Annotated in this window: 24 protein-coding genes; 17 read left to right on the top strand and 7 right to left on the bottom strand. The window is 74.5% G+C overall.

Annotation, left to right across the window (positions count from 1 at the left end):
- The first annotated feature begins 89 nt into the window (after positions 1 to 89).
- The 4 genes from ABD981_RS14330 (at position 90) to ABD981_RS14315 (ending at position 3,330) form a co-directional block, all read left to right on the top strand.
- The gene (locus ABD981_RS14330) at positions 90 to 680 is read left to right on the top strand and encodes a suppressor of fused domain protein (RefSeq protein WP_046911625.1); all 591 of its coding nucleotides are present in this window, start codon (positions 90 to 92) and stop codon (positions 678 to 680) included.
- A gap of 217 nt (positions 681 to 897) precedes the next feature.
- A complete protein-coding gene (locus tag ABD981_RS14325; protein ID WP_046911624.1) occupies positions 898 to 1,536 on the top strand; it encodes a DUF6758 family protein in 639 nt (212 codons plus the stop codon).
- A 98-nt stretch (positions 1,537 to 1,634) separates the two neighbouring features.
- Complete coding sequence (locus ABD981_RS14320) at positions 1,635 to 2,495, top strand: PHP domain-containing protein (RefSeq protein ID WP_046911623.1); 861 nt, start codon at positions 1,635 to 1,637, stop codon at positions 2,493 to 2,495.
- A 229-nt stretch (positions 2,496 to 2,724) separates the two neighbouring features.
- The gene (locus ABD981_RS14315; protein ID WP_046911622.1) at positions 2,725 to 3,330 is read left to right on the top strand and encodes a MarC family protein; all 606 of its coding nucleotides are present in this window, start codon (positions 2,725 to 2,727) and stop codon (positions 3,328 to 3,330) included.
- 78 nt (positions 3,331 to 3,408) lie between these two features.
- Here the strand turns inward: ABD981_RS14315 and ABD981_RS14310 are convergent, their stop codons facing one another.
- Entirely contained in the window at positions 3,409 to 3,561 is a 153-nt protein-coding gene (locus tag ABD981_RS14310) for a hypothetical protein (RefSeq protein WP_086823662.1), read from the bottom strand.
- A 107-nt stretch (positions 3,562 to 3,668) separates the two neighbouring features.
- Between ABD981_RS14310 and ABD981_RS14305 the strand changes: the two genes are divergently transcribed.
- Positions 3,669 to 4,586, top strand: a complete 918-nt coding sequence (locus tag ABD981_RS14305; RefSeq protein ID WP_046911621.1) for an NYN domain-containing protein — start codon at positions 3,669 to 3,671, stop codon at positions 4,584 to 4,586.
- On the opposite strand, the gene ABD981_RS14300 is transcribed toward ABD981_RS14305, so the two are convergent.
- Positions 4,504 to 5,448 carry an alpha/beta hydrolase gene (locus ABD981_RS14300; protein WP_123955164.1) on the bottom strand — a complete coding sequence of 315 codons (945 nt, stop codon included), beginning with the start codon at positions 5,446 to 5,448 and terminating at the stop codon, positions 4,504 to 4,506. The two genes, ABD981_RS14305 and ABD981_RS14300, sit on opposite strands and share 83 nt — an antisense overlap.
- A gap of 80 nt (positions 5,449 to 5,528) precedes the next feature.
- Complete coding sequence (locus tag ABD981_RS14295) at positions 5,529 to 8,366, bottom strand: DEAD/DEAH box helicase (protein ID WP_345529383.1); 2,838 nt, start codon at positions 8,364 to 8,366, stop codon at positions 5,529 to 5,531.
- A 482-nt stretch (positions 8,367 to 8,848) separates the two neighbouring features.
- Between ABD981_RS14295 and ABD981_RS14290 the strand changes: the two genes are divergently transcribed.
- Complete coding sequence (locus ABD981_RS14290) at positions 8,849 to 9,580, top strand: ferritin-like fold-containing protein (RefSeq protein ID WP_046910989.1); 732 nt, start codon at positions 8,849 to 8,851, stop codon at positions 9,578 to 9,580.
- 43 nt (positions 9,581 to 9,623) lie between these two features.
- On the opposite strand, the gene ABD981_RS14285 is transcribed toward ABD981_RS14290, so the two are convergent.
- From ABD981_RS14285 to ABD981_RS14270, 4 genes are all read right to left on the bottom strand, one after another.
- Entirely contained in the window at positions 9,624 to 9,896 is a 273-nt protein-coding gene (locus ABD981_RS14285) for a hypothetical protein (protein ID WP_046910958.1), read from the bottom strand.
- Positions 9,897 to 10,062: 166 nt separating this feature from the next.
- Entirely contained in the window at positions 10,063 to 10,290 is a 228-nt protein-coding gene (locus ABD981_RS14280) for a DUF3107 domain-containing protein (protein ID WP_046910959.1), read from the bottom strand.
- A 139-nt stretch (positions 10,291 to 10,429) separates the two neighbouring features.
- Positions 10,430 to 11,089 (bottom strand): TetR/AcrR family transcriptional regulator, encoded by a 660-nt coding sequence (locus ABD981_RS14275; protein ID WP_046910960.1) that lies wholly within the window; start codon positions 11,087 to 11,089, stop codon positions 10,430 to 10,432.
- Positions 11,090 to 11,318: 229 nt separating this feature from the next.
- Complete coding sequence (locus ABD981_RS14270; RefSeq protein ID WP_046910961.1) at positions 11,319 to 11,534, bottom strand: hypothetical protein; 216 nt, start codon at positions 11,532 to 11,534, stop codon at positions 11,319 to 11,321.
- A gap of 165 nt (positions 11,535 to 11,699) precedes the next feature.
- On the opposite strand from ABD981_RS14270, the gene ABD981_RS14265 reads away from it, so the two are divergent.
- The 11 genes from ABD981_RS14265 to ABD981_RS14215 all read left to right on the top strand — a co-directional run bounded on the left by ABD981_RS14265 (position 11,700) and on the right by ABD981_RS14215 (position 24,771).
- Positions 11,700 to 12,683 (top strand): alpha/beta fold hydrolase, encoded by a 984-nt coding sequence (locus ABD981_RS14265; protein ID WP_046910962.1) that lies wholly within the window; start codon positions 11,700 to 11,702, stop codon positions 12,681 to 12,683.
- An 8-nt stretch (positions 12,684 to 12,691) separates the two neighbouring features.
- Complete coding sequence (locus ABD981_RS14260; RefSeq protein ID WP_046910963.1) at positions 12,692 to 13,897, top strand: DUF3152 domain-containing protein; 1,206 nt, start codon at positions 12,692 to 12,694, stop codon at positions 13,895 to 13,897.
- Positions 13,897 to 14,094, top strand: coding sequence for an Ms4533A family Cys-rich leader peptide (locus tag ABD981_RS14255; RefSeq protein ID WP_046910964.1), 198 nt, complete (start codon positions 13,897 to 13,899; stop codon positions 14,092 to 14,094). Before ABD981_RS14260 ends, ABD981_RS14255 begins: the two co-directional genes overlap by 1 nt.
- A 204-nt stretch (positions 14,095 to 14,298) precedes the next feature.
- Positions 14,299 to 16,026, top strand: a complete 1,728-nt coding sequence (locus ABD981_RS14250; RefSeq protein WP_046910965.1) for an ABC transporter substrate-binding protein — start codon at positions 14,299 to 14,301, stop codon at positions 16,024 to 16,026.
- On the top strand, positions 16,023 to 17,027 hold the full coding sequence (locus tag ABD981_RS14245; protein WP_205628283.1) for an ABC transporter permease: 1,005 nt from the start codon (positions 16,023 to 16,025) through the stop codon (positions 17,025 to 17,027). Before ABD981_RS14250 ends, ABD981_RS14245 begins: the two co-directional genes overlap by 4 nt.
- Positions 17,024 to 18,013: an ABC transporter permease gene (locus tag ABD981_RS14240; RefSeq protein WP_046910966.1), complete on the top strand. Its 990-nt coding sequence runs from the start codon at positions 17,024 to 17,026 to the stop codon at positions 18,011 to 18,013. Before ABD981_RS14245 ends, ABD981_RS14240 begins: the two co-directional genes overlap by 4 nt.
- Positions 18,010 to 19,782, top strand: coding sequence for an ABC transporter ATP-binding protein (locus tag ABD981_RS14235; RefSeq protein ID WP_046910967.1), 1,773 nt, complete (start codon positions 18,010 to 18,012; stop codon positions 19,780 to 19,782). The genes ABD981_RS14240 and ABD981_RS14235 overlap by 4 nt, the downstream gene beginning before the upstream one ends.
- Before the next feature lie 190 nt (positions 19,783 to 19,972).
- Positions 19,973 to 21,685 (top strand): DUF3492 domain-containing protein, encoded by a 1,713-nt coding sequence (locus ABD981_RS14230; RefSeq protein WP_046910991.1) that lies wholly within the window; start codon positions 19,973 to 19,975, stop codon positions 21,683 to 21,685.
- Between the two features lie 13 nt (positions 21,686 to 21,698).
- Positions 21,699 to 22,940, top strand: coding sequence for a hypothetical protein (locus ABD981_RS14225; RefSeq protein ID WP_046910968.1), 1,242 nt, complete (start codon positions 21,699 to 21,701; stop codon positions 22,938 to 22,940).
- A gap of 131 nt (positions 22,941 to 23,071) precedes the next feature.
- Complete coding sequence (locus ABD981_RS14220; protein ID WP_046910969.1) at positions 23,072 to 24,031, top strand: NAD-dependent epimerase/dehydratase family protein; 960 nt, start codon at positions 23,072 to 23,074, stop codon at positions 24,029 to 24,031.
- Positions 24,019 to 24,771: a spherulation-specific family 4 protein gene (locus ABD981_RS14215; RefSeq protein WP_046910970.1), complete on the top strand. Its 753-nt coding sequence runs from the start codon at positions 24,019 to 24,021 to the stop codon at positions 24,769 to 24,771. The genes ABD981_RS14220 and ABD981_RS14215 overlap by 13 nt, the downstream gene beginning before the upstream one ends.
- The last annotated feature ends 69 nt before the right edge of the window (positions 24,772 to 24,840 follow it).

Genomic DNA, 24,840 nt, shown 5'->3' with positions numbered 1-24,840 from the left:
CGGGAATCCCGACCAGTGGCCAAGACTATCAGCCGACTGAGGGTCAATCCCTTACTTTGCCCGTTCCATACGCGCTTTATGCTCGCCGCATGGGAGAAATTCTTGCTCTGGTCGAGGCCCGGCTCCGCACGGCCCTCGGTGAGCCGGACGCGCGGGCGGCGGTCACCTTCCTCGGCACCGATCGCATCGAGGTCCTGCGCTTCGTCGACGCCGGCGCCGGTCTGGTGCGCTACGCGACCCTGGGCATGTCCGCCCAGCCGATGGCCGATCCGACCGCCGTGCTCGCCGACCCGGTGAAGGGCCCGCGCGCCGAACTGGTCCTCTCGGTACGGCTCGGGCTCGCCGACACCGACAAGGTGCTCCGCCCGCTCGCGGTGCTGGCCGCCACCCCGCAGGTCGAGGGCGTGGTCGTGGCCCCCGGCGCCTCGCTCGACGTGGGCGAGCCGCTGTGGCCGGGCGCCCCCTTCGGCTCGGTCCTGGTCGCCGAGTCGGGCGGCCTCGTGGAGGACCTGGACCTCGACGAGCCGATGGACCCGGTCCGCTTCCTGCCACTGTTGCCGATGACCGCGAACGAGGCGGCCTGGAAGCGGGTGCACGGGGCGCAGGCCCTGGAGGAGCGGTGGCTGGCCAACGGAACGGATCTGCGCGATCCGCTGCGCAGGTCGGTCACGCTGGACTGAGTCCCGGGCGCCGGGTCCGGTGCCCGGCGAACCGCTTCCGCGCGCCGTGGCCGCTCCCGTCGCCGACCGCGGGGGCGGGCTCGACGGCCGTGATGCGGTGGCCGAACGTGCTCGGGCGACGCACGAGCACGACCGAGGGTGAACGACTCGGGCCGGACGGGTGATCGTCGGTGATCGTCCTTGACGCGGGGCCCCGGTGGTAGGACCGTTGAGCCCTATGAGGGGCGAACCCAGTTGCCCGAAGTGCGGTGGCCGGGTCAGGGCGCCCGGTCTCTTTGCCGACTCCTGGCAGTGCGACGTGCATGGCTCGGTGCACCCGCTGCAGCCCGTGATCCCGCCCAGCGTCGAGGCCCTCGGTGTCGTGGTGCACCGGGCCCACGTGCCGGTCTGGATGCCGTGGCCCCTGCCCGTCGGATGGCTGTTCACCGGGGTCGCGTACGCCGGTGACGACCGCAGCGGCGGACGCGCCACCGCCGTCGCCTGTTCCGGCCCCGGCCCGCTCGGCGGCATCGGGGAGCTGCTCCTCGTGGCCGAGGAGCTCGGCGTCGGGCTCGGCGCGCGGTACGCGGGCATCGACGGACCCGACCCCGGCGCCGGGATGGCGATCGACAAGCCACCCCAGGTGAAGGTGCTCGCCGCCGGCCGGCCGACCCCGCTCTGGCACGTCACCGGCGCCCCGCAGGACCGCGCGGTCTTCGCGGGCGAGGCGCGCGGGCTGTGGCTGTGGGCCATCGTCTGGCCCGAGCAGTCCGGGCTGCTGATGTACGACGAGCTGGTCCTGACCGATCTGCGGGACGCGGGCTCGGAGGTGGAGCTGCTGCCCTGCGGGGCGCTGACGCCGAGGCTGCTCACGTAAGGGGTGACCACTTTTCGGACTCCGTACGGAATTGTTCGAATCGCCCGCTATCCTTGAGCGTTCCCTCAGTCCGCCCCGAGTCCCTGGAGTCACGCGTCGTGCGCATCGATCTGCACACCCACTCCACGGCTTCGGACGGTACGGACACCCCGGCCGAGCTGGTGCGCAACGCCGCCGCCGCGGGGCTCGACGTGGTCGCGCTGACCGACCACGACACCACGCGCGGGTACGCGGAGGCCGTCGCCGCGCTGCCCGAGGGGCTCACCCTGGTCACCGGGGCCGAGCTCTCCTGCCGGCTGGACGGCGTGAGCCTGCACATGCTGGCCTACCTCTTCGACCCCGAGGAGCCCGCCTTCGCCGCCGAGCGCGAGCTGGTGCGCGACGACCGCGTGCCGCGCGCGCGGGCGATGGTCGGCAAGCTCCGGGAGCTCGGCGTCCCCGTCACCTGGGAGCAGGTCGCCCGGATCGCCGGCGACGGCTCCGTGGGCCGCCCGCACGTCGCGGAGGCGCTGGTCGAGCTCGGTGTCGTGCCCGACGTCTCCGGTGCCTTCACGTCCGAGTGGCTGGCCGACGGCGGCCGGGCCCACGTCGAGAAGCACGAGCTGGACCCGGTCGAGGCGATACGCCTGGTCAAGGCGGCCGGCGGGGTCACCGTCTTCGCCCACCCGCTCGCCGTCAAGCGCGGCGAGTGCGTGCCCGAGTCCGCGATCGCCAAGCTCGCCGAGGCCGGTCTCGACGGCATCGAGGTCGACCACATGGACCACGACCTGCCCACCCGGGCCCGGCTGCGCGGTCTGGCGGGCGAGCTCGGTCTGCTGACCACCGGCTCCAGCGACTACCACGGCAGCCGCAAGACCTGCGGCCTCGGGGACTGTACGACCGACCCCGAGATCTACGGCGAGATCACCCGCCGGGCCACGGGAGCGTTCCCGGTCCCGGGCGCGGGCGGACGCGCCTAGGTTCTTCTCCGGCCCGGCCCTCCCGGGCCCGGTCGTCTCCGGCCCGGCCCCCTCCGGTCCCGCGGCGGTCCTGCCCTTCGGGGCGGGTCCGGACCCGTGCGGCCGGTCTTCCCGGGCCCGGTCCTTCCTCCCCGGGGCCCCGGCCCCCGTGGGGCATCCTCCTGCCCTCTCTCCGGAACCCCCAGTTCCGGATGTTCTTGTACGCCCCTTTCCCGCAAGGCCCATCACCGTGTTCGACGTCGCCGTCTTCGGCTCGCTGTTCCTCACCCTCTTCGTGATCATGGATCCCCCCGGGATCACCCCGATCTTCCTCGCCCTCACCTCCGGCCGCGCCGCCAAGGTCCAGCGGCGCATGGCCTGGCAGGCCGTGGCCGTCGCCTTCGGCGTCATCACCGTCTTCGGCATCCTCGGCCAGCAGATCCTGGCCTATCTGCACGTCTCCGTCCCCGCGCTGATGATCGCGGGCGGTCTGCTCCTGCTGCTGATCGCGCTCGACCTGCTCACCGGCAAGACCGACGAGCCCAAGCAGACCAAGGACGTCAACGTCGCGCTCGTCCCGCTGGGCATGCCGCTGCTCGCCGGGCCCGGCGCCATCGTGTCGGTCATCCTCGCGGTGCAGCACGCCGACACCGTGGCCTCCCAGGTCTCCGTCTGGGCCGCCATCGCCGCCATGCACGTCGTGCTCTGGCTGACCATGCGCTACTCGCTGCTGATCATCCGGGTCATCAAGGACGGCGGCGTGGTCCTGGTGACCCGGCTCGCCGGCATGATGCTCTCGGCCATCGCCGTGCAGCAGATCATCAACGGCGTCACCCAGGTCATCCAGGGCGCCTGACGCCCCCCGGACACCACTGCGCCCCCGTACGGATTCCGCTCTGCGGAGTCCATGCGGGGGCGCGGTGCGCTCTACGGGTTACGAGGCCGAGGTCTCGGCCGGGCGGATCCAGATGCGCTGACCGATTGCGGCGGCCTGCTGCACGATCCGGTTGACGGAGGCGGCGTCCACGACGGTCCGGTCGACGGGCGTACCGTCGATGTCGTCGAGTCGCAGGATTTCGAAGCGCATGGGCTTCTCCCTTCGTCTGAGGTGTTCCTCCTGGAGGAGAACTGTCTTACGTACGGTCCAACGATGTGCATCCTGCAAACATTCCCTACGCTAAGGAAATTTTTCGGATGACTAACTACGTGCCGGTGGGGAGGGACGGGACGGACGCGCTCGAAGCCCGCCTGGAGCGCACCAACGAGCTCCTGCAGCGGATGCTGGCCGAGGTGGCGAAGACCCCCTCCACCCACGCCATCTTCGTCGACGCAGGTTACGTCTATGCTGCGGCCGGGTTGCTGGTGGCGGGAACCGAGGACCGGCGCTCCTTCGACCTCGACGCCGAGGGCCTGATCGAGGCCTTCATCGACACCGCCCGCACGATCTTCGCGGACAGCAGGCTGCTGCGCGTCTACTGGTACGACGGCGCCCGCCGCCGCATCCACACCCCGGAGCAGCAGACCATCGCCGAGCTCCCCGACGTCAAGGTCCGCCTCGGCAACCTCAACGCCAACAACCAGCAGAAGGGCGTCGACTCCCTCATCCGCTCCGACCTGGAGTCCCTCGCCCGCCACCGCGCCATCAGCGACGCCGCCCTGGTCGGCGGCGACGAGGACCTGGTCTCCGCCGTCGAGGCCGCCCAGGGCTACGGAGCCCGCGTCCACCTGTGGGGCATCGAGGCCGCCGAGGGACGCAACCAGGCCGAACCGCTGCTCTGGGAGGTCGACAGCCAGCGCACCTTCGAGCTCGACTTCTGCCGCCCCTACGTCACGCGCAAGCCCGTCACGATGTACGAGAACGAGGGCGAGCCGCCGCCCTCACGCGAGGAGGTGCGCTTCATCGGCGCCCAGATCGCGGCCACCTGGCTCGCCGAACGCGGCCGCGACCAGCTCGCCGAACTCCTCCCGGGACACCCCTACCTGCCCGGCCCCGTCGACCAGGAACTCCTGGTCGTGGCGGAACGGCTGCTCAGCCGCTCGCTGCGGGGCCACGCCGCGCTGCGCCGCGCGCTGCGCGACGGCTTCTGGCAGCACCTCCAGACGCAGTACTGACCTGCGCCGCCCGGTCCCAGAAGGCGGTCAGCCGGTCCGCGAGCTCCTGCGGGTGCGACACGTTGGGGGAGTGGCCCGCGCCCGCCACCACCGTGTGGTGCGCGCCCGTGCGGGCCGCGGCGGCGGCCAGCTCCGGCACCGGCCAGACCGTCTCCTCGTCCCCGTACGCGAGGTGCAGCGGCAACGGCAGCGCCGCCAGCGCGGCCGTACCGTCCGGATCGCCGGTCAGCAGCCGGCCCGCGCCCGCCAGCTGGGCGATCCGGGTGCGCATCCAGCGCCGCCGCAGGAAGCCCACGATCTCCGGCGGATCGGACGCGCCCGGCTCCTCGCCCCGGCTGTCCAGCCACCGGGTCGCCCGCCACACCCGCTCCTTCGACAGCAGCGCGAGCGCCGCGCGCAGCGCCCGGACCCGCGCCCGCTGGGAGCGCGCTACCCGGCCCGGCCCCGAGGACAGCAGCGTCAGCGAGCGGAACGCGTCCGGCGCGAGTCCGGCCGCCGCGCGGGCCACCAGTCCGCCGAACGAGTGGCCCAGCAGGTGCACCGGACCGTCGCCGAGCGCCGCCGCCTGCGCCACGGCGTCCAGCGCCAGCGCCTTGCGCCGGTACGCGGCCCGGCCGCGCGGACCCGGGGTCTCGTGCTGGCCGCGCCCGTCGACGGCCACCGCGCGGTAACCGGCCTCGCTCAGCGGGCCCAGCAGGGCCAGGAAGTCCTCCTTGCTGCCGGTGAATCCGGGCAGCAGCAGGGCGGTGCCGCGCGGCGCGCCTTCGGGGACCGTGTCGAGGACGGCGAAGGAGCCGCGCGCGGTCGTCAGTCGGTACGCACGGGTGCGGGGCGGCAGCGCCAGGGAGCGGGGCTTGCTCATACAGGGACTGTAACCGCCCCCGAACGCGCCGCGGCCCGGCCCCTCGACGAGGAGGGACCGGGCCGCGGCGCTGCCCGTTGCTACGCCTCCGGCGCGGCGACGGCCTTCTTGACGGCGCGCTTGCGCGGCGTCTTCGGGGCCTCTGCGGCCGGCTCGGCGACGGCCGCCTCGGCCGCCTTCTTCGTCGTGCGCCGACGGGCCGGCGTCTTCGGCTCCGAGGCGTCCGGCGCCACGGCGGCGACGGCCTTCTTGGCGGCCCGCTTGCGCGGGGCCTTCGGGGCCTCGGCCGCCTCGACGGCGGTGCTCTCGGCGGCCGGCTCGGCGACGGCCTTCTTGACGGTCCGCTTGCGCGGCGTCTTCGGGGCCTCGGCGGGCGTCTCGACGGCGACCGCCTCCGCGGCCGGCTCGGCGACGGCCTTCTTGGCGGCCCGCTTGCGCGGCGCCTTGGGGGCCTCGGCGGTCTCCGCGGTCTCCGCGGTCGCGACGGCCTTCCTGACGGCGCGCTTGCGCGGGGCCTTCGGCGCCTCGGCCTCGACGACGGGGGCCTCGACGGCCGGGGCCGCCGGGGTCTCGACGGCGGGGGCCTCGACGACCGGGGCGACCGTGGTCTTCGGGGTCCCGATCACCACGACGGCCTCGACCACCGGGGTGGACGTGACCGGGCTGGACGCCTTGCGGGTCGCACGACGGCGCGGCCGGGGCGCGGCAGCCTCCTCGACGGGAGCCGCGGGGGCCTCCGGGGCCACGGGGGCCTCGGTGGTCGCCGTGACCGTGCTCGTGGCCGGCCGGGTGGCACGGCGACGGGCCCGCGGGGCCGGGGACGACGAGGTCTGCGCCGGCACGGCGGCCTCGGCCACCGGGGCGGCGGCGACCGGCTCGGCGGACGGGGCCGCAGGAGCGGCGACGACGGGCTCGGCGGCCTGGGCCGGGACCGCGGTCTCCGCCGAGGCGGTGGCCTTGCGGGTCACGCGGCGGCGGGGCGCCTTGGGCTCCTCGGCGACCGGGGCCTTGGGCTCCTCGGCCGTCTGGGCCGGGACCGAGGCGGTCCGGCGGCCGGCGGCGAGCTCCGCGGCGGCCGTCTCGACCGTCTGGAACGTCACCGTGTCCTCGACCGGACGCGGGCGGACCCGGCGCCGACGCGGGGCCGTGGCCGGGGCCTCGACCGGAGCGGCGGCAGCGGCGGCCACCGGAGCGGCGGCCTCCGTGCGCCCGCCACGGCCACGGCGGCGGCGCGGCTTCGCCTCGGCGGGAGCCTCGGCGGCCTTGAACTCGGCGGCCGGAACCGTCGCGGCGGGGGCCGTCGTGACCGGAGCCGTCGTGACCGGGGCCGTCGTGACCGGGGCCGTCGTGACCGGGGCCTTGGCGGCCGGGGCCGGCTCGGTGCGGACCTCGGCGACCCGGGCCTCGGCCGGAGCGGCCTCCGGCTCGGCGGCAGGGGCCTGCGGCGCCGCGGCGGCACCGGCGACCGGCACGTCGGTCTGGCCCGTGGCGCGGGTGCGGCGACGGCGGCGCGGGGTGCGCGGACCGGCGGGCTCGGCGGCGGCGCCGGCCTCGGCGGACGGGGCCTCGACCGGTGCGGCGGCCGGCGTCACGGCCTGCGCCTCGGCGGCCGGGGCGTCCGAGCCGCCACGGGTACGGCGGCGCTGGCGCGGGGTCCGGGTGCGCGCCGGGCGCTCCTCGGTCTTCTCCTGGCGGTCCTGGCGCGGGCCGCGGGCCCGGCGGCCACCCGGCTCGCCCAGGTCCTCGAGCTCCTCGGCGTCCAGACCCGCACGGGTCCGCTCGGCGCGCGGCAGGATGCCCTTGGTGCCCTCGGGGATGTCCAGCTCGGTGTAGAGGTGCGGGGAGCTGGAGTAGGTCTCGACCGGGTCGTTGAAGTCCAGCTCGAGCGCCTTGTTGATCAGCTGCCAGCGCGGGATGTCGTCCCAGTCGACCAGCGTGATCGCCGTACCGCTCGCGCCCGCGCGGCCGGTGCGGCCGATGCGGTGCAGGTAGGTCTTCTCGTCCTCGGGGGACTGGTAGTTGATGACGTGGGTGACGCCCTCGACGTCGATGCCGCGGGCGGCCACGTCGGTGGCGACGAGCACGTCGACCTTGCCGTTGCGGAAGGCGCGCAGCGCCTGCTCGCGGGCGCCCTGGCCGAGGTCGCCGTGGACCGCGCCGGAGGCGAAGCCGCGGCGCTCCAGCTGCTCGGCGATGTCGGCCGCCGTGCGCTTGGTGCGGCAGAAGATCATCGCGAGTCCGCGGCCACGGGCCTGCAGGATGCGCGAGACCATCTCCGGCTTGTCCATGGAGTGGGCGCGGTAGACGCGCTGCGTGATGTTCGCGTGGGTCGCGCCCTGGTCGTCCGGCGCGGTGGCGCGGATGTGCGTGGGCTTCGACATGTAGCGGCGGGCCAGGCCGATGACCGCGCCCGGCATGGTCGCCGAGAACAGCATGGTCTGGCGCTTCGCCGGAAGCATGTTGATGATCTTCTCGACGTCGGGCAGGAAGCCCAGGTCGAGCATCTCGTCGGCCTCGTCCAGGACCAGGGCCCTGACGTGGGAGAGGTCCAGCTTGCGCTGGCCGGCCAGGTCGAGCAGGCGGCCGGGGGTGCCGACGATCACGTCGACGCCCTTCTTCAGCGCCTCGACCTGCGGCTCGTACGCGCGGCCGCCGTAGATGGCGAGGACGCGCACGTTGCGCACCTTGCCGGCGGTCAGCAGGTCGTTGGTGACCTGCTGGCACAGCTCACGGGTGGGGACGACGACGAGCGCCTGCGGGGCGTCGGTCAGCTGCTCGGGCGTCGCCCGGCCGGCCTCGACGTCCGCGGGGACCGTCACGCGCTCCAGGATGGGGAGGCCGAAACCGAGGGTCTTGCCCGTGCCGGTCTTGGCCTGGCCGATGACGTCGGTGCCCGAGAGGGCGACCGGAAGGGTCATCTCCTGGATCGGAAAGGGGGAAACGATGCCGACGGCTTCCAGGGCCTCGGCGGTCTCGGGAAGGATCCCGAGTTCTCGGAACGTAGTCAGGGAACTGCCTCTTCTGTGAGACGCGGCGCGAGGCGAACGCTGGGGGTCGTACCGTGCCGGATCACTTCCGGTCAGGCCTCGAAGGCCATGACCGGGTGGCGCGGGACCACTGCCGTCGCTCGAGCGTCGTGCCGCTTGAGGGACCCCTCGGCGGGTGCGCCGGAAGGGCTGTCGGGCCGGAGCCGATCGGGCCACCGACCGGGCATCCTCATTCATGAGTCGGCCCACCGGGTACGTCCGAACGTGCGAAAGCATGTCCGCATACTCAGCAGGCGCATTACCACTGTACCCCGGAATCGCGCATGTGTGTCGGGAGAATTCCCGACGAGGCCACGGTCACAGTCGCTGACCAGCGCCCGGGCGGGACACGGGAGCGGGCTATTGTGCGCTTCATGGAGACGCCCGACAACGCCACACCCACCGGTATCGCCGCCCAGGACTGGGCCACGGCCTCCGCCGTGCCGCAGTACCGCGCCGCCGTGATCGACCTGCTCGGCGCCCTCGCCTACGGCGAGCTGGCCGCCTTCGAGCGGCTCGCCGAGGACGCCAAGCTGGCGCCGACCCTCGCGGACAAGGCGGAGCTGGCGAAGATGGCCTCCGCCGAGTTCCACCACTTCGAGCGGCTGCGCGACCGGCTCGCCGCCGTGGACGCCGAGCCGACCTCCGCGATGGAGCCGTTCGCCAAGGCGCTGGACGACTTCCACCGCCTGACCGCGCCGTCGGACTGGCTGGAGGGCCTGGTCAAGGCCTACGTGGGCGACTCGATCGCGAGCGACTTCTACCGCGAGGTCGCGGTCCGCCTCGACTCCGACACCCGAGGCCTGGTGCTGTCCGTGCTCGACGACACCGGCCACGGCAACTTCGCCGTCGAGAAGGTCCGCGCCTCGATCGAGGCCGACCCCCGCGTCGGCGGCCGGCTCGCCCTCTGGGCCCGCCGGCTGATGGGCGAGGCGCTCTCGCAGGCCCAGCGCGTGGTGGCCGAGCGGGACGCGCTGTCGACGATGCTGGTCGGCGGCGTGGACGGGATGGCCGCGGGCTTCGACCTGGCCGAGGTCGGCCGGATGTTCTCCCGGATCACCGAGGCGCACACCAAGCGGATGGCCGCGCTGGGCCTGGCGGCCTAGGCCGCTCCGGCGGGTCGGGACCGGGGCCGCTCCGCCGCCCCGGTCAGCCCGCCGCGGCTGATCGCCGCAGGCGCCGGGAGGCCGGGCGGACCAGCAGCGAGAGCAGCACCGCCGCCACCGCGACCGCGCCGAACAGGGTGGCCAGGAAGTGGCCGGGGCCCAGGGCCCCGTGGGTCACCAGGGCGCCGAAGACGGCGCCGAGCGTGCCCGTGACGAGGACACCGCCCCGCGCGGGGAGGCGGTCGGGCAGCCGGAGCGCGGCGGCCCAGGCCAGGGCGAAGCCGAGCAGGGCGGAACCGAGAGCTTCCAGGAACACGGCGGATCACCTCGCGTGCGGTGCGGGGCGGGCAGTTCGGTCACAGCCGTCCTACCCGGCGGACCCGGAAGACAATCCTCCCGTACCCCCTGACGTGGGCATACGAAAGGCCCGGTGGACCTGGTCCACCGGGCCTTCCGCCGTTCACGTGCCGATCACATGCCGCTCAGAGCGCGCCGAAGCCCACCCGGCGGACCTCGGGCTCACCGAGCTCGACGTACGCGATCTTGTCGGCCGGCACGAGGACCTTGCGGCCCTTCTCGTCCGTCAGGCTGAGCAGCTGCGCCTTGCCGGCCAGCGCGTCGGCCACCGCGCGCTCGACCTCCTCGGCGGACTGCCCGCTCTCCAGAACGATCTCCCGGGGCGCGTACTGCACGCCGATCTTGACCTCCACGGCTATGTCCCTCCGAACGGTCAGCTGTGCGCGTGGTACCGCGCCGTACGCTGCACACATTAGCCCGGTGAGGCGACGCGTACGGCTCAGCCGCCGCACGCCAGGAGCGAACAGACGGCGCGCCGCGGGCCGGACCGGGTCAGTGGCCCTCGGCGGTGAGCTGGCCGTCCACCGGGTGCAGCGGGAAGCCGGCGATGCCGCGCCAGGCGAGCGAGGTCAGCAGCGCCACCGCCTTGTCGCGGGGGACCGGGGACTCGCTGGAGAGCCAGTAGCGGGCGACGACCTGGGAGACGCCGCCGAGGGCGACGGCCAGCAGCATGGACTCGTCCTTCGACAGGCCGGTGTCCTCGGCGATGACGTCGGAGATCGCCTCGGCGCACTGCAGGCTCACCCGGTCGACGCGCTCGCGCACGGCCGGCTCGTTGGTGAGGTCGGACTCGAAGACGAGGCGGAAGGCGCCGCCCTCGTCCTCCACGTACGCGAAGTAGGCGTCCATGGTGGCGGCCACGCGGAGCTTGTTGTCCGAGGTGGAGGCCAGGGCCGTCCGCACCGACAGGAGCAGGGACTCGCAGTGCTGGTCGAGCAGGGCGAGGTAGAGCTCCAGCTTGCCCGGGAAGTGCTGGTAGAGGACCGGCTTGCTGACCCCGGCCCGCTCGGCGATGTCGTCCATGGCGGCCGAGTGGTACCCCTGGGCGACGAACACCTCCTGGGCCGCGCCGAGCAGCTGGTTGCGTCGGGCACGGCGCGGCAGGCGCGTGCCCCGAGGGCGTGCTGCCTCTGTCTGCTCGATGGCGCTCACGCCGCCTCCAAAGATCGATCCATGCGCGCATTGGCGTCGCGCCGCCATCGTACTTTTGGGTAACCCGGCTGTGCGCGGTGCGGACGCAGAATTTCACGGACCGGACGCCCAGGGCGAGAGCGGATTCACCATCGAAGCGAACAAAACAGCGGGGAGCCGCCCGTCGATACGCCTTTTCGGGCGACGTCCGGCCCCGTGCTCCGCCGCGGTCGGCACCGGCCGGCGGTGGTCAGCGGTAGTCGTCCTCGTCCAGTGTGACCACCCGGGCCTGCTCGACGGCGTCCGCGTCGTTCGCCGACTCGTGCGCCAGGTGGTCGAGCGGTTCGTCCTCGTGCTGCTGGAGTTCGGTGTGCTGTTCGGCGGCGTCTGCCTCGGGGATCTCCTCGTCGAGCACGACGTCCTCTTCCTCGGCGAATGTGTCCGGCTCGGTCGGGTCGGCAGTCATGCGGTTCCTTCCGGAACAAGCGGGGTCCGCGGCTCCTGACGGGTCCTGACGGGTCCGGTCCGAGGCCCTCTCCTTCGAGCGTAGGAGCTCCCCGGGCCCGCCGCACCCGATCCTGTGACGCCACCCACACGCGCCCGGGCGTGATCGTCTCGTAATATCGCTGCCATGTCCTCGACCGAGCTGCCGGAAACCCGGACCGCCGCATCGCCCGCGACCCGGTCGCGCGCCGTCCGGGTCGCCGACGGCGAGGAGCTGCGCTCCGTCGCACTGCCCGGACTCACGCTGACCGTGCGCGCCCGGCCCGGCACGAGCCCCGGCCTGCCGCCCGCTCTGTACGTGCACGGCCTCGGCGGCTCCTCGCAGAACTGGTCGGCCCTGATGCCGCTGCTCGCCGACCTCGTCGACGGCGAGGCGCTCGACCTGCCGGGCTTCGGCGACTCGCCGCCGCCGGACGACGGCAACTACTCCGTGACGGGACACGCCCGGGCGGTCATCCGGCTCCTGGACGCCGGCGGCCGCGGGCCCGTGCACCTGATCGGCAACTCGCTGGGCGGCGCCGTCGCCACCCGGGTCGCCGCGGTCCGGCCCGACCTGGTCCGCACCCTGACCCTGGTCTCCCCGGCGCTGCCCGAGCTGCGCGCCCAGAAGACCGCCTGGCCGACCGCGCTGCTCGCGCTGCCGGGCATCGCCCCGCTGTTCGCCCGCCTCACCCAGGGGTGGACGGCCGAGCAGCGGGTCCGCGGAGTGCTGTCGCTCTGTTACGGGGACCCCGGCCGGGTCAGCGACGAGGGCTTCCGGCACGCCGTCGAGGAGATGGAGCGGCGCCTGGAGCTGCCGTACTTCTGGGACGCGATGGCCCGCTCCTCGCGCGGCATCGTCGACGCCTACACGCTGGGCGGCCAGCACGGTCTGTGGCGGCAGGCGGAGCGGGTGCTCGCCCCGACGCTGCTCGTCTACGGCGGGCGCGACCAGCTCGTCTCGTACCGGATGGCGCGGCGGGCCGCCGCGACGTTCCGCGGTTCGCGGCTGCTCACGCTCCCGGAGGCCGGGCACGTGGCGATGATGGAGTATCCGGAGACGGTCGCCGCCGCGGTGCGGGAGCTGATCACCGATGCCGGCGAAGTGGCGTCGGCCGAGGGCGGGAGCTGAGCCGGACCGTGGGACGACATAGTCGCAAGGGGCCCGCCGCGCCGGTGGCCGACACCGGGCAGGGGGAGGCCGCGGGGCCGGGGCCGGGGACGGGGCGACGCAGGAGGGGCGCGGGGCAGCAGCCCCCGCAGGCGCCCGGTGCGTACGACACGCCGGTGCACGGCACCCCGCGCTACCAGGACCCGTACGACACGCCCGGCGACCCCTTCGTCCGCGGGGGGCACCCGGTCCACGAGGAGCAGGCCGCGCCGGCCGCGCGCTACCCGTACCCGCCCGCCGCGCCCGCGGCCCCGTTCATCCCCGCGCCGCGCCGTGAGGCCCCCGCCGCGGGGGAGCGGGCCGTGCCGGCCGGGCCCGTCACGCGGGCGCGCAAACGGCAGGCGGTCCGGGCCGGAGGGCTCGGCCGCACCCTCACGGGCATCGCCGCGGCGGCCATCACCACCGTCCTCGCGATCGTCGTGGCCGGCCAGGTCGCCGAGCGCGGCAAGGACGGGACGCCGCAGTCCCGTCCGGCCGACGACGCCGTGGACCGGGCCGACGCCGCGCACCAGGCGTCCCGCTCCGACGACCGGGACACGCCGGCGAAGCCGCCCCCGGCGCCGGCCGCGCCGCCCTCGTACGAGCAGCTGATGGCCCGGCAGTTCCCGATCGACCCGCATCTGAAGGGGTCGGTGGAGTTCGCGGCCGTCCCCGGCTTCGACCGGGCGCCCGGCAAGGGCCGCAAGATCCGTTACCGGGTCGACGTGGAGAAGGGCCTGCCCCTCGACGGGGCGCTCTTCGCGCAGGCCGTGCAGAAGACCCTCAACGACCGGCGCAGCTGGGCCGGGAACGGCGAGATGACCTTCGAGCGGATCTCCAGCGGCGATCCGCAGTTCGTGATCACCCTGGCCAGCCCGGGGACCACCGGCGAGTGGTGCCGGAAGTCCGGTCTGGACACCACCATCGACAACGTGTCCTGCGACTCCGCCTCCACCGAGCGCGTGATGATCAACGCCTTCCGCTGGGCGCAGGGGTCGGCGACCTTCGGCCCGAAGGCGATGCACGCCTACCGCCAGATGCTCATCAACCACGAGGTCGGGCACCGGCTCGGGCACAGCCATGTGAGCTGCCGCACTCCGGGAGCACTCGCCCCCGTGATGCAGCAGCAGACGAAGTCCCTGGACATCGACGGCATCAAGTGCCGCCCCAACCCGTGGGTCCACCCCGGGAGTTGATGTTCCTTCACGAGGGCGTCCGTCCGGAATGTGAGACGGGCGTCTCGGAAATGCGGATATGCGCGTTGACATCGTTCGGGCGTTCATTCATATTTCTCGGCATGTCGCCCCGCCACGCCGTTTCCGATCGCGCCGCCCTTGAGCTGGCGCTCTTCGGCGTGACCGGACACGCGGTCGCCGACATTCTCTGTAGCTGACGCAGCCCGCGCGCTCGTCGGCCCTCTTTCGCCGCCGTCCTTTTCCCCGCGCCCGGGCCGCCCCAGCCCCGCAGGCGCGCGTTTCCCCTTTCCGAGTTCTCCCGGGCCCTTTCCCGGACTCTCGCAACGGCTCTGCCGTGCCTGCGGAAATCCCTTGCCCTTTCCCGCAGTTCACCGCAGTTCACTCCGAGAGGCTTCCTTCCCATGCGTCAACCGTCCGTCATCTCGCGCCGCGCGGCAGCGGCCGCCGTCAGTCTCGTCCTGGCCTCGGGCGCCGTCGCCTGCGCCGGACCGCAGGACGCCGGTGGAAAGGGTGCCTCCGGCAAGGCCGAGGGCGGCCCGAGGAAGGGCGGCACCCTCACCGTCCTGAACGCCGAGGCGCAGGAGGACTTCGACCCGGCCCGCCTCTACACCTCCGGCGGCGGCAACGTCCCCTCCCTCGTCTTCCGTACGCTCACCACCCGCAACCGCGAGGCGGGCGCCGCCGGCACCCAGGTCGTCCCCGACCTCGCCACCGACACGGGCCGCCCCAACAAGGACGCCACCGAGTGGACGTACACCCTCAAGGACGGGCTGAAGTTCGAGGACGGCACGCCCATCACCAGCGCCGACATCAAGTACGGCATCGAGCGCTCCTTCGCCGCCGAGCTCTCGGGCGGCGCCCCCTACCTGCGTGACTGGCTCGTCGGCGGCGACAGCTACCAGGGCCCCTACAAGGACAAGAAGGGCCTCGCGTCGATCGTCACCCCCGACGCGAAGACCATCGTCTTCAAGCTCAGGAAGCCCGAGGGCGAGTTCCCCTTCGTCGCCACCCAGACCCAGTTCGCCCCCGTCCCGAAGGCCAAGGACACCGGCGCCAAGTACGAGGAGCACCCGGTCTCCTCCGGCCCGTACAAGGTCGTGAAGAACGAGAACGACGGCCAGCGCCTGGTCCTGGAGCGCAACCCGCACTGGGACCCCAAGACCGACGAGGAGCGCAAGGCCTACCCCGACACGATCGACGTCAAGTCGGGCCTGGACGAGGCCGTCATCAACCAGCGGCTCTCCACCTCCGCGGGCGCCGACGCCGCCGCCGTCACCACCGACACCAACCTCGGCCCGGCCGAGCTCGCCCAGGTCGGCTCCGACAAGGAGCTCGCGGCCCGGGTCGGCACCGGCCACTTCGGCTACACCAACTACCTCGCCTTCAACCCGAAGGTGAAGCCCTTCGACAACCCGAAGGTGCGCCAGGCGATCTCCTACGCCATCAACCGCACCAGCGTCGTCAACGCGGCCGGCGGCTCCGCGCTCGCCGAGGCGGCCACCACCTTCCTGCCCGAGCAGAAGTCCTTCGGCTTCACGCCGTACGACCACTTCCCGGCCGGCAAGACCGGTGACCCGGAGAAGGCCAGGCAGGTCCTGAAGGAGGCCGGCTACCCGAACGGCCTGACCGTCACCCTGCTGCACTCCACCGCCCAGAACCGCGCCACCAGCCCCGAGGTCGCCACCGCCGTCCAGGAGGCCCTCGCCAAGGCCGGCATCACCGTCAAGCTGGACGGCCAGGAGCCCAACTCCTTCAACGAGAAGCGCTGGAGCGTCAAGGACGCGCCCGGCTTCTTCCTCTCCCGCTGGGGCGCCGACTGGCCGGCCGGCGGCCCCTTCCTGGCGCCGATCTTCGACGGCCGCCAGATCGTCACCAACGGCTCCAACTACAACCACGCGCAGCTGAACGACCCGGCGGTCAACAAGGAGATCGACGAGATCAACAAGCTGACCGACCTCCAGGCCGCCGCCGTCCGCTGGGGCGCCCTGGACAAGAAGATCGGCGAGCAGGCGCTCGACGTCCCGCTCTTCCACCCTGTCTACAAGCGCCTCGTCGGCAAGGACATCAAGAACGTCGTCATCAGCGACTGGACCGGCGTCCTCGACATCTCGCAGGTCGCGGTCAAGTGACCTCGCTCAGCTCACCGTCCGACGTGTCGGCGCCCGTGGCGGTCACCCCCGCCACGGGCGCCGCCCGGCAGGTGTGGCGGAGGCTGCGCACCCGGCCCTCCGCCCTCGCCGCCGCCTCCGTGCTCGCCCTGCTCGTCCTGCTCGCCCTCGCCGCCCCGTTGCTGGCGGCCCTCGCGGGCCAGGACCCGCACACGTACCACGACGAGCTCGTGGACTCCGCCCGCGGCGGCGTCCCGTACGGCTCCTTCGGCGGGATCAGCGCCGACCACTGGCTCGGCGTCGAGCCCGGCACCGGCCGCGACCTGTTCGTCCGCCTCCTGTACGGCGCCCGGATCTCGCTGCTCGTCGCCGTCGGCGCCACCGCCGTGCAGATCCTCATCGGACTGCTCGTCGGCCTCGCCGCCGGTCTCGGCAGCCGCTGGGTCGACGCCGTCCTGGGCCGGATCACCGACGTGTTCGTCGCCCTGCCGTTCCTCGTCCTGGCCATCGCGCTCACCGCGGTCGTACCGCGCGACTTCCCGCGCCCGCTGCTGCTGATCCTGGTCATCGGCCTGCTCGGCTGGGCCGGCACCTCCCGGATCGTGCGCGCCCAGACCCTCACCCTCAAGAGCCTCGACTTCGTCGCCGCCTCCCGGCTGGCCGGCTCGGGACGCGGGCGGACCGCCCGGCGCGAACTGATCCCCTCGCTCGCGGCGCCCGTCATCACCTACGCGGCGATCCTCGTCCCCACCAACATCGTCGTCGAGGCCTCGCTCTCCTTCCTCGGCGTGGGCGTCACCCCGCCCACCCCGTCCTGGGGACAGATGCTGTCCACCGCGCAGACCTGGTTCCGCGCCGACCCGGCGTACGTCCTGCTGCCCGCCGGACTGCTCTTCGTGACCGTGCTCGCCTTCACCGTGCTCGGCGACGCCGTCCGGACGGCCCTGGACCCGCGCGAGGCCAGCCGCCTCTCGGTGGGCACCGCCCGCGCCAAGCGGGCCCGCAAGGAGAAGACCTCATGACCCGCTACATCCTGAAGCGGCTCGCGGGCGCCGCCCTCGTCCTGCTCGTCCTGTCGGCCCTCGTCTACGGGCTGTTCTACCTCGTGCCCGGCGACCCCGCCCGGCTCGCCTGCGGCGAGCGCTGCAACCCGCAGCAGGTCGCCCAGGTCCGCGAGCAGCTCGGCCTGAACGACGGCGTCCTCGTGCAGTACCTGCACTTCCTCCAGGGCATCGTGGCCGGCCGCGACTACTCCACCGGCACCGGCGTCCTGCACTGCGACGCGCCCTGCCTCGGTCTGTCGTACCAGAACGACCAGCAGGTCACCCAGGTCCTCCTGGAGCGGCTCCCGGCCACCGCCTCCCTCGCGCTCGGCGCGATGGTCATCTGGCTGGTCGTCGGAGTCGGCACCGGACTGCTCTCCGCGCTGCGCCGCGGCGGGCTCACCGAGCGCACCCTGACCGTGCTCACCCTCGCCGGCACCGGCACGCCCGTCTTCATCCTGGGCCTGCTGCTGCTCATGGCGGTCTGCGCCTACCTCCAGTGGCTGCCCTTCCCGACCTACGTACCGCTCGGCGAGGACCCCGAGCAGTGGGCCTGGAACATGCTGCTGCCCTGGCTCACCCTCGGCTTCTTCGAGTCCGCGAAGTACGCCCGGATGACCCGCAGCGCGACCCTGGAGACGCTCGCCGAGGACCACATCCGCACCTTCCGCGCGTACGGCGTGGGGGAGCGGGCCGTCGTCACCCGGCACGCCCTGCGCGGCGCCGTGCCGCCCGTGATCGCGCTCAGCGCCCTCGACCTCGGCACGATGTTCGGCGGCGCCGTGCTCACCGAGTCGCTGTTCGGCATCCCCGGGCTCGGCAAGACCCTCATCGACTCCGTCCGGCACATCGACCTGCCGGTGGTCGTGGGCGTCGTGCTCCTCATGGGACTCGCCGTGGTCGTCGCGAACGTCGTCGCCGACCTCCTCTACGCCGTCGCCGACCGAAGGGTGGTCCTGACATGAGCCCCACCGACGCCCCCGCGCCCGACGCTCCGCTGGTGACCGTCGAGGGCCTCACCGTCGCGTTCGACGGCGGGGTGCGGGCCGTGGACGACCTGTCCTTCACCCTCGGGGCCGGCCGCGCGCTCGCCCTCGTCGGCGAGTCCGGCAGCGGGAAGTCCACCGTGGCCGGCGCCCTCCTCGGGCTCCACCACGGCACCGGCGCCACCGTCGGGGGCCGGGTCACCGTCGACGGCATCGACGTCGGCGCCGCCGGACCGGACGAACTGCGTCGGCTGCGCGGCGGCGTGGCGGCGATGGTCTTCCAGGACCCGCTCTCCGCGCTCGACCCGTACTACGCGATCGGCGACCAGATCGCCGAGGTGTACCGGATCCACCACCCCGGATCCCGCAAGGCCGCCCGCGCCCGCGCCGTGGAGGTGCTCGACCGGGTCGGCATCCCGGACGCCGCCCGCCGCGCCCGGTCCCGCCCGCACGAGTTCAGCGGCGGCATGCGCCAGCGCGCCCTCATCGCGATGGCCCTCGCCTGCGCGCCGAAGCTCCTCGTCGCCGACGAACCGACCACCGCCCTCGACGTCACCGTCCAGGCCCAGATCCTCGACCTGCTGCACGAGCTGCGCCGCGAGACCGGCACCGGCCTGCTGCTGGTCACCCACGACGTGGGCGTGGCCGCCGAGAGCGTCGACGAGGTCCTGGTCATGCGCGGCGGGCGCGAGGTCGAACGCGGGCCGGTGGCCCGGGTGCTGGCCGCTCCCGCGCAGCCGTACACCCGCGAACTGCTCGCGGCCGTGCCCCGGCTCGACGGACCGGCGCGCGCCGTCACGGTCCCCGCCCCGGCGGCGCCCGCCGACTCCGCCGACTCCGCCGACTCCGGCGGGACCGGTGGCCCCGGCAGGACCGGCAGGACCGGCGGGACCGGTGGCCCCGGCGCCGTCGCTCCGGGCGAGCCGCTGCTCGAAGCCGTCGGCCTGCGCCGGGAGTTCGGGCGCGGGAAGGACCGGTTCACCGCCGTCGACGGCGTGTCGCTGACCGTGCGCGCCGGGGAGACGCTGGGCGTCGTCGGCGAGTCCGGCAGCGGCAAGACCACCCTGGGCCGGATGCTGGTCCGGCTCCTCGACCCGACGTCCGGCGGACTCCGTTACGGGGGTACGGAGATCGGCGGCCTGTCCGAGAAGGAACTGCGCCCGCACCGGCGCGAGCTCCAGATGGTGTTCCAGGACCCCGTCTCCTCGCTCAACCCGCGCCGCTCGGTGGGCGAGTCCATCGCCGACCCGCTGCGCGTGGCGGGCGTCCTGGACGACACGCGGATCCGGGCCCGGGTGCGTGGACTCCTCGACCGGGTCGGGCTCGACCCGGACCGCTACGACGCCTACCCGCACGAGTTCAGCGGCGGCCAGCGCCAGCGCGTCGGCATCGCCCGCGCGCTCGCCGCCGAACCGCGCCTGATCGTCTGCGACGAGCCCGTCTCGGCCCTGGACGTCACCACCCAGGCCCAGGTCACCGCGCTGCTCGCCGACCTCCAGGCCGAACTCGGCCTGGCGCTCGTCTTCATCGCCCACGACCTGTCCGTGGTGCGGCAGGTCAGCGACCGGGTCGCCGTCATGCGCGGCGGCCGGGTCGTCGAACAGGGCACCGTCGAGGAGGTGTACGGCACGCCCCGCGACCCGTACACCCGGCGCCTGCTGGCGGCGGTCCCCTCGCTCGACCCGGTGCTCGCGGCGGAGCGCCGGGAGCGGCGCCGGAACCTCGTCGGGGAGCCCGCCGCGGCCTGACCCAGGGTGACCTGACCACTCCGTAGCGCCACGGAACGCTACCGAGGTGGGAAAGTCACGCGCATTCACCCCTTCCGGTGGCGCGACGGACAACCGTCCGTCGCGCCACCGGCATATCCGCTTACGTTCTTCCCGCTGCGGGTCACCGGACCGAAAGGTGGCCGCGTCACGGGAGATCGGGGGTGTGCTCATGCGGATCGGACTGCTCACGGAGAGTGGCTATCCGTATGCCTCGGGTGAGTCCGGGCTCTGGTGCGACCGGCTCGTCCGCGGTCTCGCCCCGCACGAGTTCGACGTCTACGCCCTCAGCCGCGACGCCCGCCAGGAGTCCGGCGCCCGGCTGCCCCTCCCGCCCAACGTCCGCGAGGTCCGCACCGCCTCGCTCTGGGCGCCCGAGGACGACGGCCGCGGCTACGGGCGGCGCGAACGCCGCGGCTTCGAGACCGCCTTCCGCGACCTCGCCGCCGGCATCTGCGCCGAGCAGCCGCCCACCGGGCCCGGCGCCGCGGGGCCCGGCGCCGCGGGCCCCGGGGCCGGGGAAGCAGCGGGCGCCGGGGGCTCCGGGGAAGCGGGGGACGCCGCCGAGCGTTTCGCCGCCGGGCTCTACGGGCTCGCCGAACTCGCCCGCTCCCGCGGCGGACTGCGCTCCGCGCTCCGCTCCGAGGCCGCCGTCCGCGTCCTGGAGTCCGCCGGGCGGGCCCCCGGCGCCCGCCGCGGCCTGGCCGCCGCCACCGTCCCCGACCACCTCGCCTTCCTGGACCGGCTGGAGCGCGCCCTGCGCCCGCTCTCCCTGGACTGGTACGACGAGGAGGGCGCGGGCCTCGGCCGGGCCGACCTCTGCCACGCCGCCTCCGCCGGGGCGGCGGCGCTCCCCGGCCTCCTGGCCAAACGCTTCTTCGGCACCCCGCTGCTCGTCACGGAGTACGGCGTCCAGCTGCGCGCCCACTACCTCGCCGCCGCCGAGGCCCCGCTCGCCACCCCGGTCCGGGCCCTGCTCGCCGCCTTCCACGGCCGGCTCGCCGCCGAGGTCTACCGCCGGGCCGACCTCCTCACCCCCGGCAACGCCCACGCCCGCCGCTGGCAGGAACGGTGCGGCGCCGACCGCGCCAAGCTCCGCACCGTCCACCCCGGCATGCCCGCCGACCGCTTCGCCGAGGTCGGCGAGGACGAGGAGAGCGGCGACCCGGCGACCCTCTCCTGGATCGGCCGCGCCGAACCCGCCAAGGACCTCATCGCCCTGCTGCACGCCTTCGCCGACGTGCGCCGCCGGCAGCCCGACGCCCGGCTGCGGATCATCGCCGCGCCGCCGCGCGAGCCCGGCGCCGCCGGGTACCTCGCGCACTGCCGCAACCTCGCCGAGCAGCTCTTCCCCGACGAGGCCGCCGGCCGGCACGCCGTCGGCGAGAACCCGGTCTCCTTCGAGGAGCTGGGCGGCCCCGAGGCCCCCACCCTGGAGGAGGCCTACGCCTCCAGCGCCGTCGTCGTCCTGTCCAGCGTCGTCGAGGGCTTCCCCGTGAGCCTCGTCGAGGCGATGTTCTGCGCACGGGCCACCGTCTCCACCGACGTCGGCGCCGTCGTCGAGGTCATCGGAGGCACCGGACTCGTCGTCCCCCCGCGCAACCCCAAGGCCCTCGCCGACGCCTGCCTCGCGCTGCTGCGCGACCCCGAGCGCCGCCACCGCCTCGGCGCCGCGGCCCGCGCCCGCGCCCTGGAGCTGTTCACCGTCGAGCAGAACCTGGCGGCGTTCCGCGGCATCTACCTCGAACTCCTCTCCCGCGCACCGGTGTGCCGCCGCACCGCCCGGGCCGTGCCCTTCGCGCACCCCGCCGAGGCGTACCTGCCGGGCAGCTGGGCGGACCAGCCGGTCACCGCCGCGGCCGGTACGGGAGACCCCGATGCCTGAAGGAGGCACACCCATGCGCGGCCCCGCCGCACCCACCAGCCCGGGCCCCTGGGACCCCCGCTCCGAGGCCCTGCTCCAGGCCGCCGTCCCGGCCGCCCTCGCCCTCCCGGTCACGGCCGCCCCCGCCGAAGCGATTCAGCAGCCCGCCCCCGCGCTAGGCCCCCGCGCCCCCCGGCGCGCCACCGCCGACCCCGTCAAGGCCCTGATGCACCGCCACCGCGAGCTGTGCGAACGGGCGGTCGACCCCCTGGAGATCGCCGCCGGACTCGAAGCCCACGGCGTCACCGACCGCACCGCCGCCCGCTTCCGGCACCGGGACGTCTTCTCGCTCGCCGAGGAGCTCTACGCCCGGGTGCCCCGCGGCGAGGCGCCACCCGCCCGCCCCGCACCCGCACCGGCCGCCCCCGGCGGAACGGCGGCCTGGGCGCTCGCCGCCTGTGCCCCCGGCGCCGTCGCCGCCCTCGCCACCGCGGGCCTCGCCCTCACCGAAGGGCCGCTGCGCGGCGCGGTCGGCGCGCTCGGCGCCCTCGGCCTCGCCGCCGCCCTCCTCGTCGCCGTACGCCGCGGCCCCCTGCACGCCGAGGGCCGCACCGCCCCCGCCGCCCGCCTGTGGACCCTCTGGCTGCTCGCCTACGCGGTGGCCGGCGACGGCCTCCTCGACCAGCTCCTGACCGGCGGCCCCGACGGCGCGTGGACCCTCGTCGTCCCCGGCGCCCGCACCGGTCCGGCCGACGGCGCCTGGATCCTCGACACCGGCCCGCTGCTCGCCCTCTCCCTGGCCGTCGCCCCCGCCGCCTGGTGCGCCCGGCTCTTCGCCGTCCGGGCCCGCCGCCGGCTCGCCGCCAGCCGGGGCCTGGCCGACTTCGCGGCCGGCGTCCGCCCGCTGCTGCTCTCCACCGTCGCCCTGCCCCTCGTCCTGCTCGCCGGGCTCCTCGCCCTCACCGGCTTCAGCCCCGGCGCGCTCGCCCTCGGCGCCCTGCTGCTGCTCGCCCGGCTCCTCACGGCGCACGGCCCGCCCGAGGCAGCCGCCCACGCCCTCGCCGCCGCCTGTGCCGCCGAGGCCCTCGCCCTCGCCCTCGTCCTCGCCGCCCGGCTCCCGGGCTGCGGCTTCCTCGACGCCCCGGTCCGCGCCGCCGTCGACACCTGGGGACCCGCCGCCGTACCCGCCCTCGTGTGCGGCGCCGCGGCCCTCGCCCTCCTGGCCCACGCCACCACCGCCCTCTCCCGGGCCTCGGCGCACGCCACCGCCCGCTGACCCCCCACCCGGCGCACCCGCGGAGCCGACGCCGCGGGCGCGCCCCCCGTACCTGGACCATCCCAAGGAGACCCAAGAGACATGACGCGCCAACCCGACACCACGGCCGGTCGGCACGAAGGGGCCGCACGATGAGGGTGCTGCTGCTCGGAGCCAACGGATTCATCGGCCGCTTCGTCGCCGACCGGCTGCTCGCCGACCCGGCGGTGCACCTCACCGCCCTCGGCCGCGGCGACGACGCCGACGTACGGTTCGACCTCGCGACCGGCAGCCCCGGCGCCCTGACCCGCTTCCTCGACGCCGTCCACCCCGGGGTCGTCGTCAACTGCGCGGGCGCCACCCGCGGCGGCGCCCGGGAGCTGACCCGGCACAACACCGTCGCCGTCGCCACCGTCTGCGAGGCCCTGCGCCGCAGCGGCTGCGGCGCCCGCCTGGTCCAGGTCGGCTGCGCCTCCGAGTACGGGCCCAGCCAGCCCGGCTCGTCCACCGCCGAGGACGCCGTGCCCCGCCCCGGCGGCCCGTACGGCGTGTCCAAGCTGGCCGCGACCGAACTCGTCCTGGGCTCCGGCCTCGACGCGGTCGTCCTGCGGGTGTTCTCGCCGGTCGGACCCGGCACCCCGGCCGGCTCCCCGCTCGGCCGGCTCGCCGAGGCCATGCGCCGCGCCATGCAGGCCGGCGACGGCGAGCTCAAGCTCAGCGGCCTGGGCGTGCAGCGCGACTTCGTGGACGTACGGGACGTCGCCCGCGCCGTCCACGCGGCCTCGCTCTCCGCCGCCCAGGGCGTCGTGAACATCGGCACCGGCCGGGCGGTCCGGCTCCGCGACGCCGCCGCCGTGCTGGCCCGCGTCGCCGGATTCGCCGGCACCCTCCACGAGCTGGACGGGCCGCCGCCGCGCCCGGTCATCGGCGCCCCGCGCACCGAGACCATCGCGGAGCAGCTGGCCGCCGCCCCCTTCCCGTACCCCGACGGCTGCGGACCCTGGCAGCAGGCCGACGTGCGCACCGCCCGCGACCGGCTCGGCTGGCGGCCGCGGATCAACCTGGAGGAGTCGCTGGCCGACATCTGGATGGAGGCGGCATGCCGCATCTAGCCGCCACCGGCACGGCCCTGGCGATGGGCGTGGGCGTCCCCGGCTACGCCCACCCGCTGCTCGCCCCCGTCGAGTGGGCCGAGCTCACCCGCCCCGGCACCCCCGTCCACTGGGCCGTCCTGAACGTCGCCGAGGGGCCCGGCGCCCGGCCCGACCCGCACTGTCTTGAGGCCGCCGGGAAGCTGCGCAACGCGGGCGTCCGGGTGCTCGGCCACATCGACCTGCGGCACGGCTCGCGCCCGTTCGGCGAGGTCGTCTCGGACGCCCAGCGCTTCCTCGACTGGTACAAGGCGGACGGCTTCTACCTGGACCGGGCCCCCGCCGACCGGGCCGACCTGCCGGCGGTGCGGCGGATCTCGGCGACGCTGGAGGCGCTCCTCGACGGGGAGCGCGGCGACCGGGCGGCCCATCTCGTGCTGGGCCACGGAACCCACCCGTACCCCGGCTACGCGGAGGTGGCCGACCAGCTGGTCACCTTCTCCGGGGCCTGGGCGGACTACCGCTGGTCGCAGGTGGCGGAGTGGACGGCCGACCACCCGGCGGGGAAGTTCGTCCACCTGGTCCACGGGGTGCCCCGCACCCATCTGGAGGAGGCGCTGCGGATCGCCCGCTGGCAGGGGGCGGCGACGGTCTTCTTCACCGACCGCCGCGGACTGCCGGGACAAAGCGACCAATTCCACACGCTGCCCGGCTACTGGGACGAAATCGTCTCGCGTATCGGACGGGGTGTCTCGGAATGAGAAGGGCCGTGGCAGTGTTGTCGACAGAACCACCGTAGTGAAATACCGACCAGAGTATTGATGAGGTCT

Origin of the sequence: Streptomyces showdoensis (genome assembly GCF_039535475.1) — a bacterium.
Taxonomy (GTDB): domain Bacteria; phylum Actinomycetota; class Actinomycetes; order Streptomycetales; family Streptomycetaceae; genus Streptomyces; species Streptomyces showdoensis.
Note: the sequence above shows the minus strand (reverse complement) of the source record. Positions and strands in the feature narration are given on the sequence as shown.

Excerpts from the sequence above, each read along its gene's own strand:
- ABD981_RS14330 (WP_046911625.1), top strand. The coding sequence starts at position 90 with ATGGGAGAAATTCTTGCTCTGGTCGAGGCCCGGCTCCGCACGGCCCTC.
- ABD981_RS14325 (WP_046911624.1), top strand. The coding sequence starts at position 898 with ATGAGGGGCGAACCCAGTTGCCCGAAGTGCGGTGGCCGGGTCAGGGCG.
- ABD981_RS14310 (WP_086823662.1), bottom strand. The coding sequence starts at position 3,561 with ATGCGCTTCGAAATCCTGCGACTCGACGACATCGACGGTACGCCCGTC.
- ABD981_RS14305 (WP_046911621.1), top strand. The coding sequence starts at position 3,669 with ATGACTAACTACGTGCCGGTGGGGAGGGACGGGACGGACGCGCTCGAA.
- ABD981_RS14300 (WP_123955164.1), bottom strand. The coding sequence starts at position 5,448 with ATGAGCAAGCCCCGCTCCCTGGCGCTGCCGCCCCGCACCCGTGCGTAC.
- ABD981_RS14295 (WP_345529383.1), bottom strand. The coding sequence starts at position 8,366 with ATGACCCTTCCGGTCGCCCTCTCGGGCACCGACGTCATCGGCCAGGCC.
- ABD981_RS14290 (WP_046910989.1), top strand. The coding sequence starts at position 8,849 with ATGGAGACGCCCGACAACGCCACACCCACCGGTATCGCCGCCCAGGAC.
- ABD981_RS14270 (WP_046910961.1), bottom strand. The coding sequence starts at position 11,534 with ATGACTGCCGACCCGACCGAGCCGGACACATTCGCCGAGGAAGAGGAC.
- ABD981_RS14265 (WP_046910962.1), top strand. The coding sequence starts at position 11,700 with ATGTCCTCGACCGAGCTGCCGGAAACCCGGACCGCCGCATCGCCCGCG.
- ABD981_RS14255 (WP_046910964.1), top strand. The coding sequence starts at position 13,897 with ATGTTCCTTCACGAGGGCGTCCGTCCGGAATGTGAGACGGGCGTCTCG.
- ABD981_RS14250 (WP_046910965.1), top strand. The coding sequence starts at position 14,299 with ATGCGTCAACCGTCCGTCATCTCGCGCCGCGCGGCAGCGGCCGCCGTC.
- ABD981_RS14240 (WP_046910966.1), top strand. The coding sequence starts at position 17,024 with ATGACCCGCTACATCCTGAAGCGGCTCGCGGGCGCCGCCCTCGTCCTG.
- ABD981_RS14235 (WP_046910967.1), top strand. The coding sequence starts at position 18,010 with ATGAGCCCCACCGACGCCCCCGCGCCCGACGCTCCGCTGGTGACCGTC.
- ABD981_RS14230 (WP_046910991.1), top strand. The coding sequence starts at position 19,973 with ATGCGGATCGGACTGCTCACGGAGAGTGGCTATCCGTATGCCTCGGGT.
- ABD981_RS14225 (WP_046910968.1), top strand. The coding sequence starts at position 21,699 with ATGCGCGGCCCCGCCGCACCCACCAGCCCGGGCCCCTGGGACCCCCGC.
- ABD981_RS14220 (WP_046910969.1), top strand. The coding sequence starts at position 23,072 with ATGAGGGTGCTGCTGCTCGGAGCCAACGGATTCATCGGCCGCTTCGTC.
- ABD981_RS14215 (WP_046910970.1), top strand. The coding sequence starts at position 24,019 with ATGCCGCATCTAGCCGCCACCGGCACGGCCCTGGCGATGGGCGTGGGC.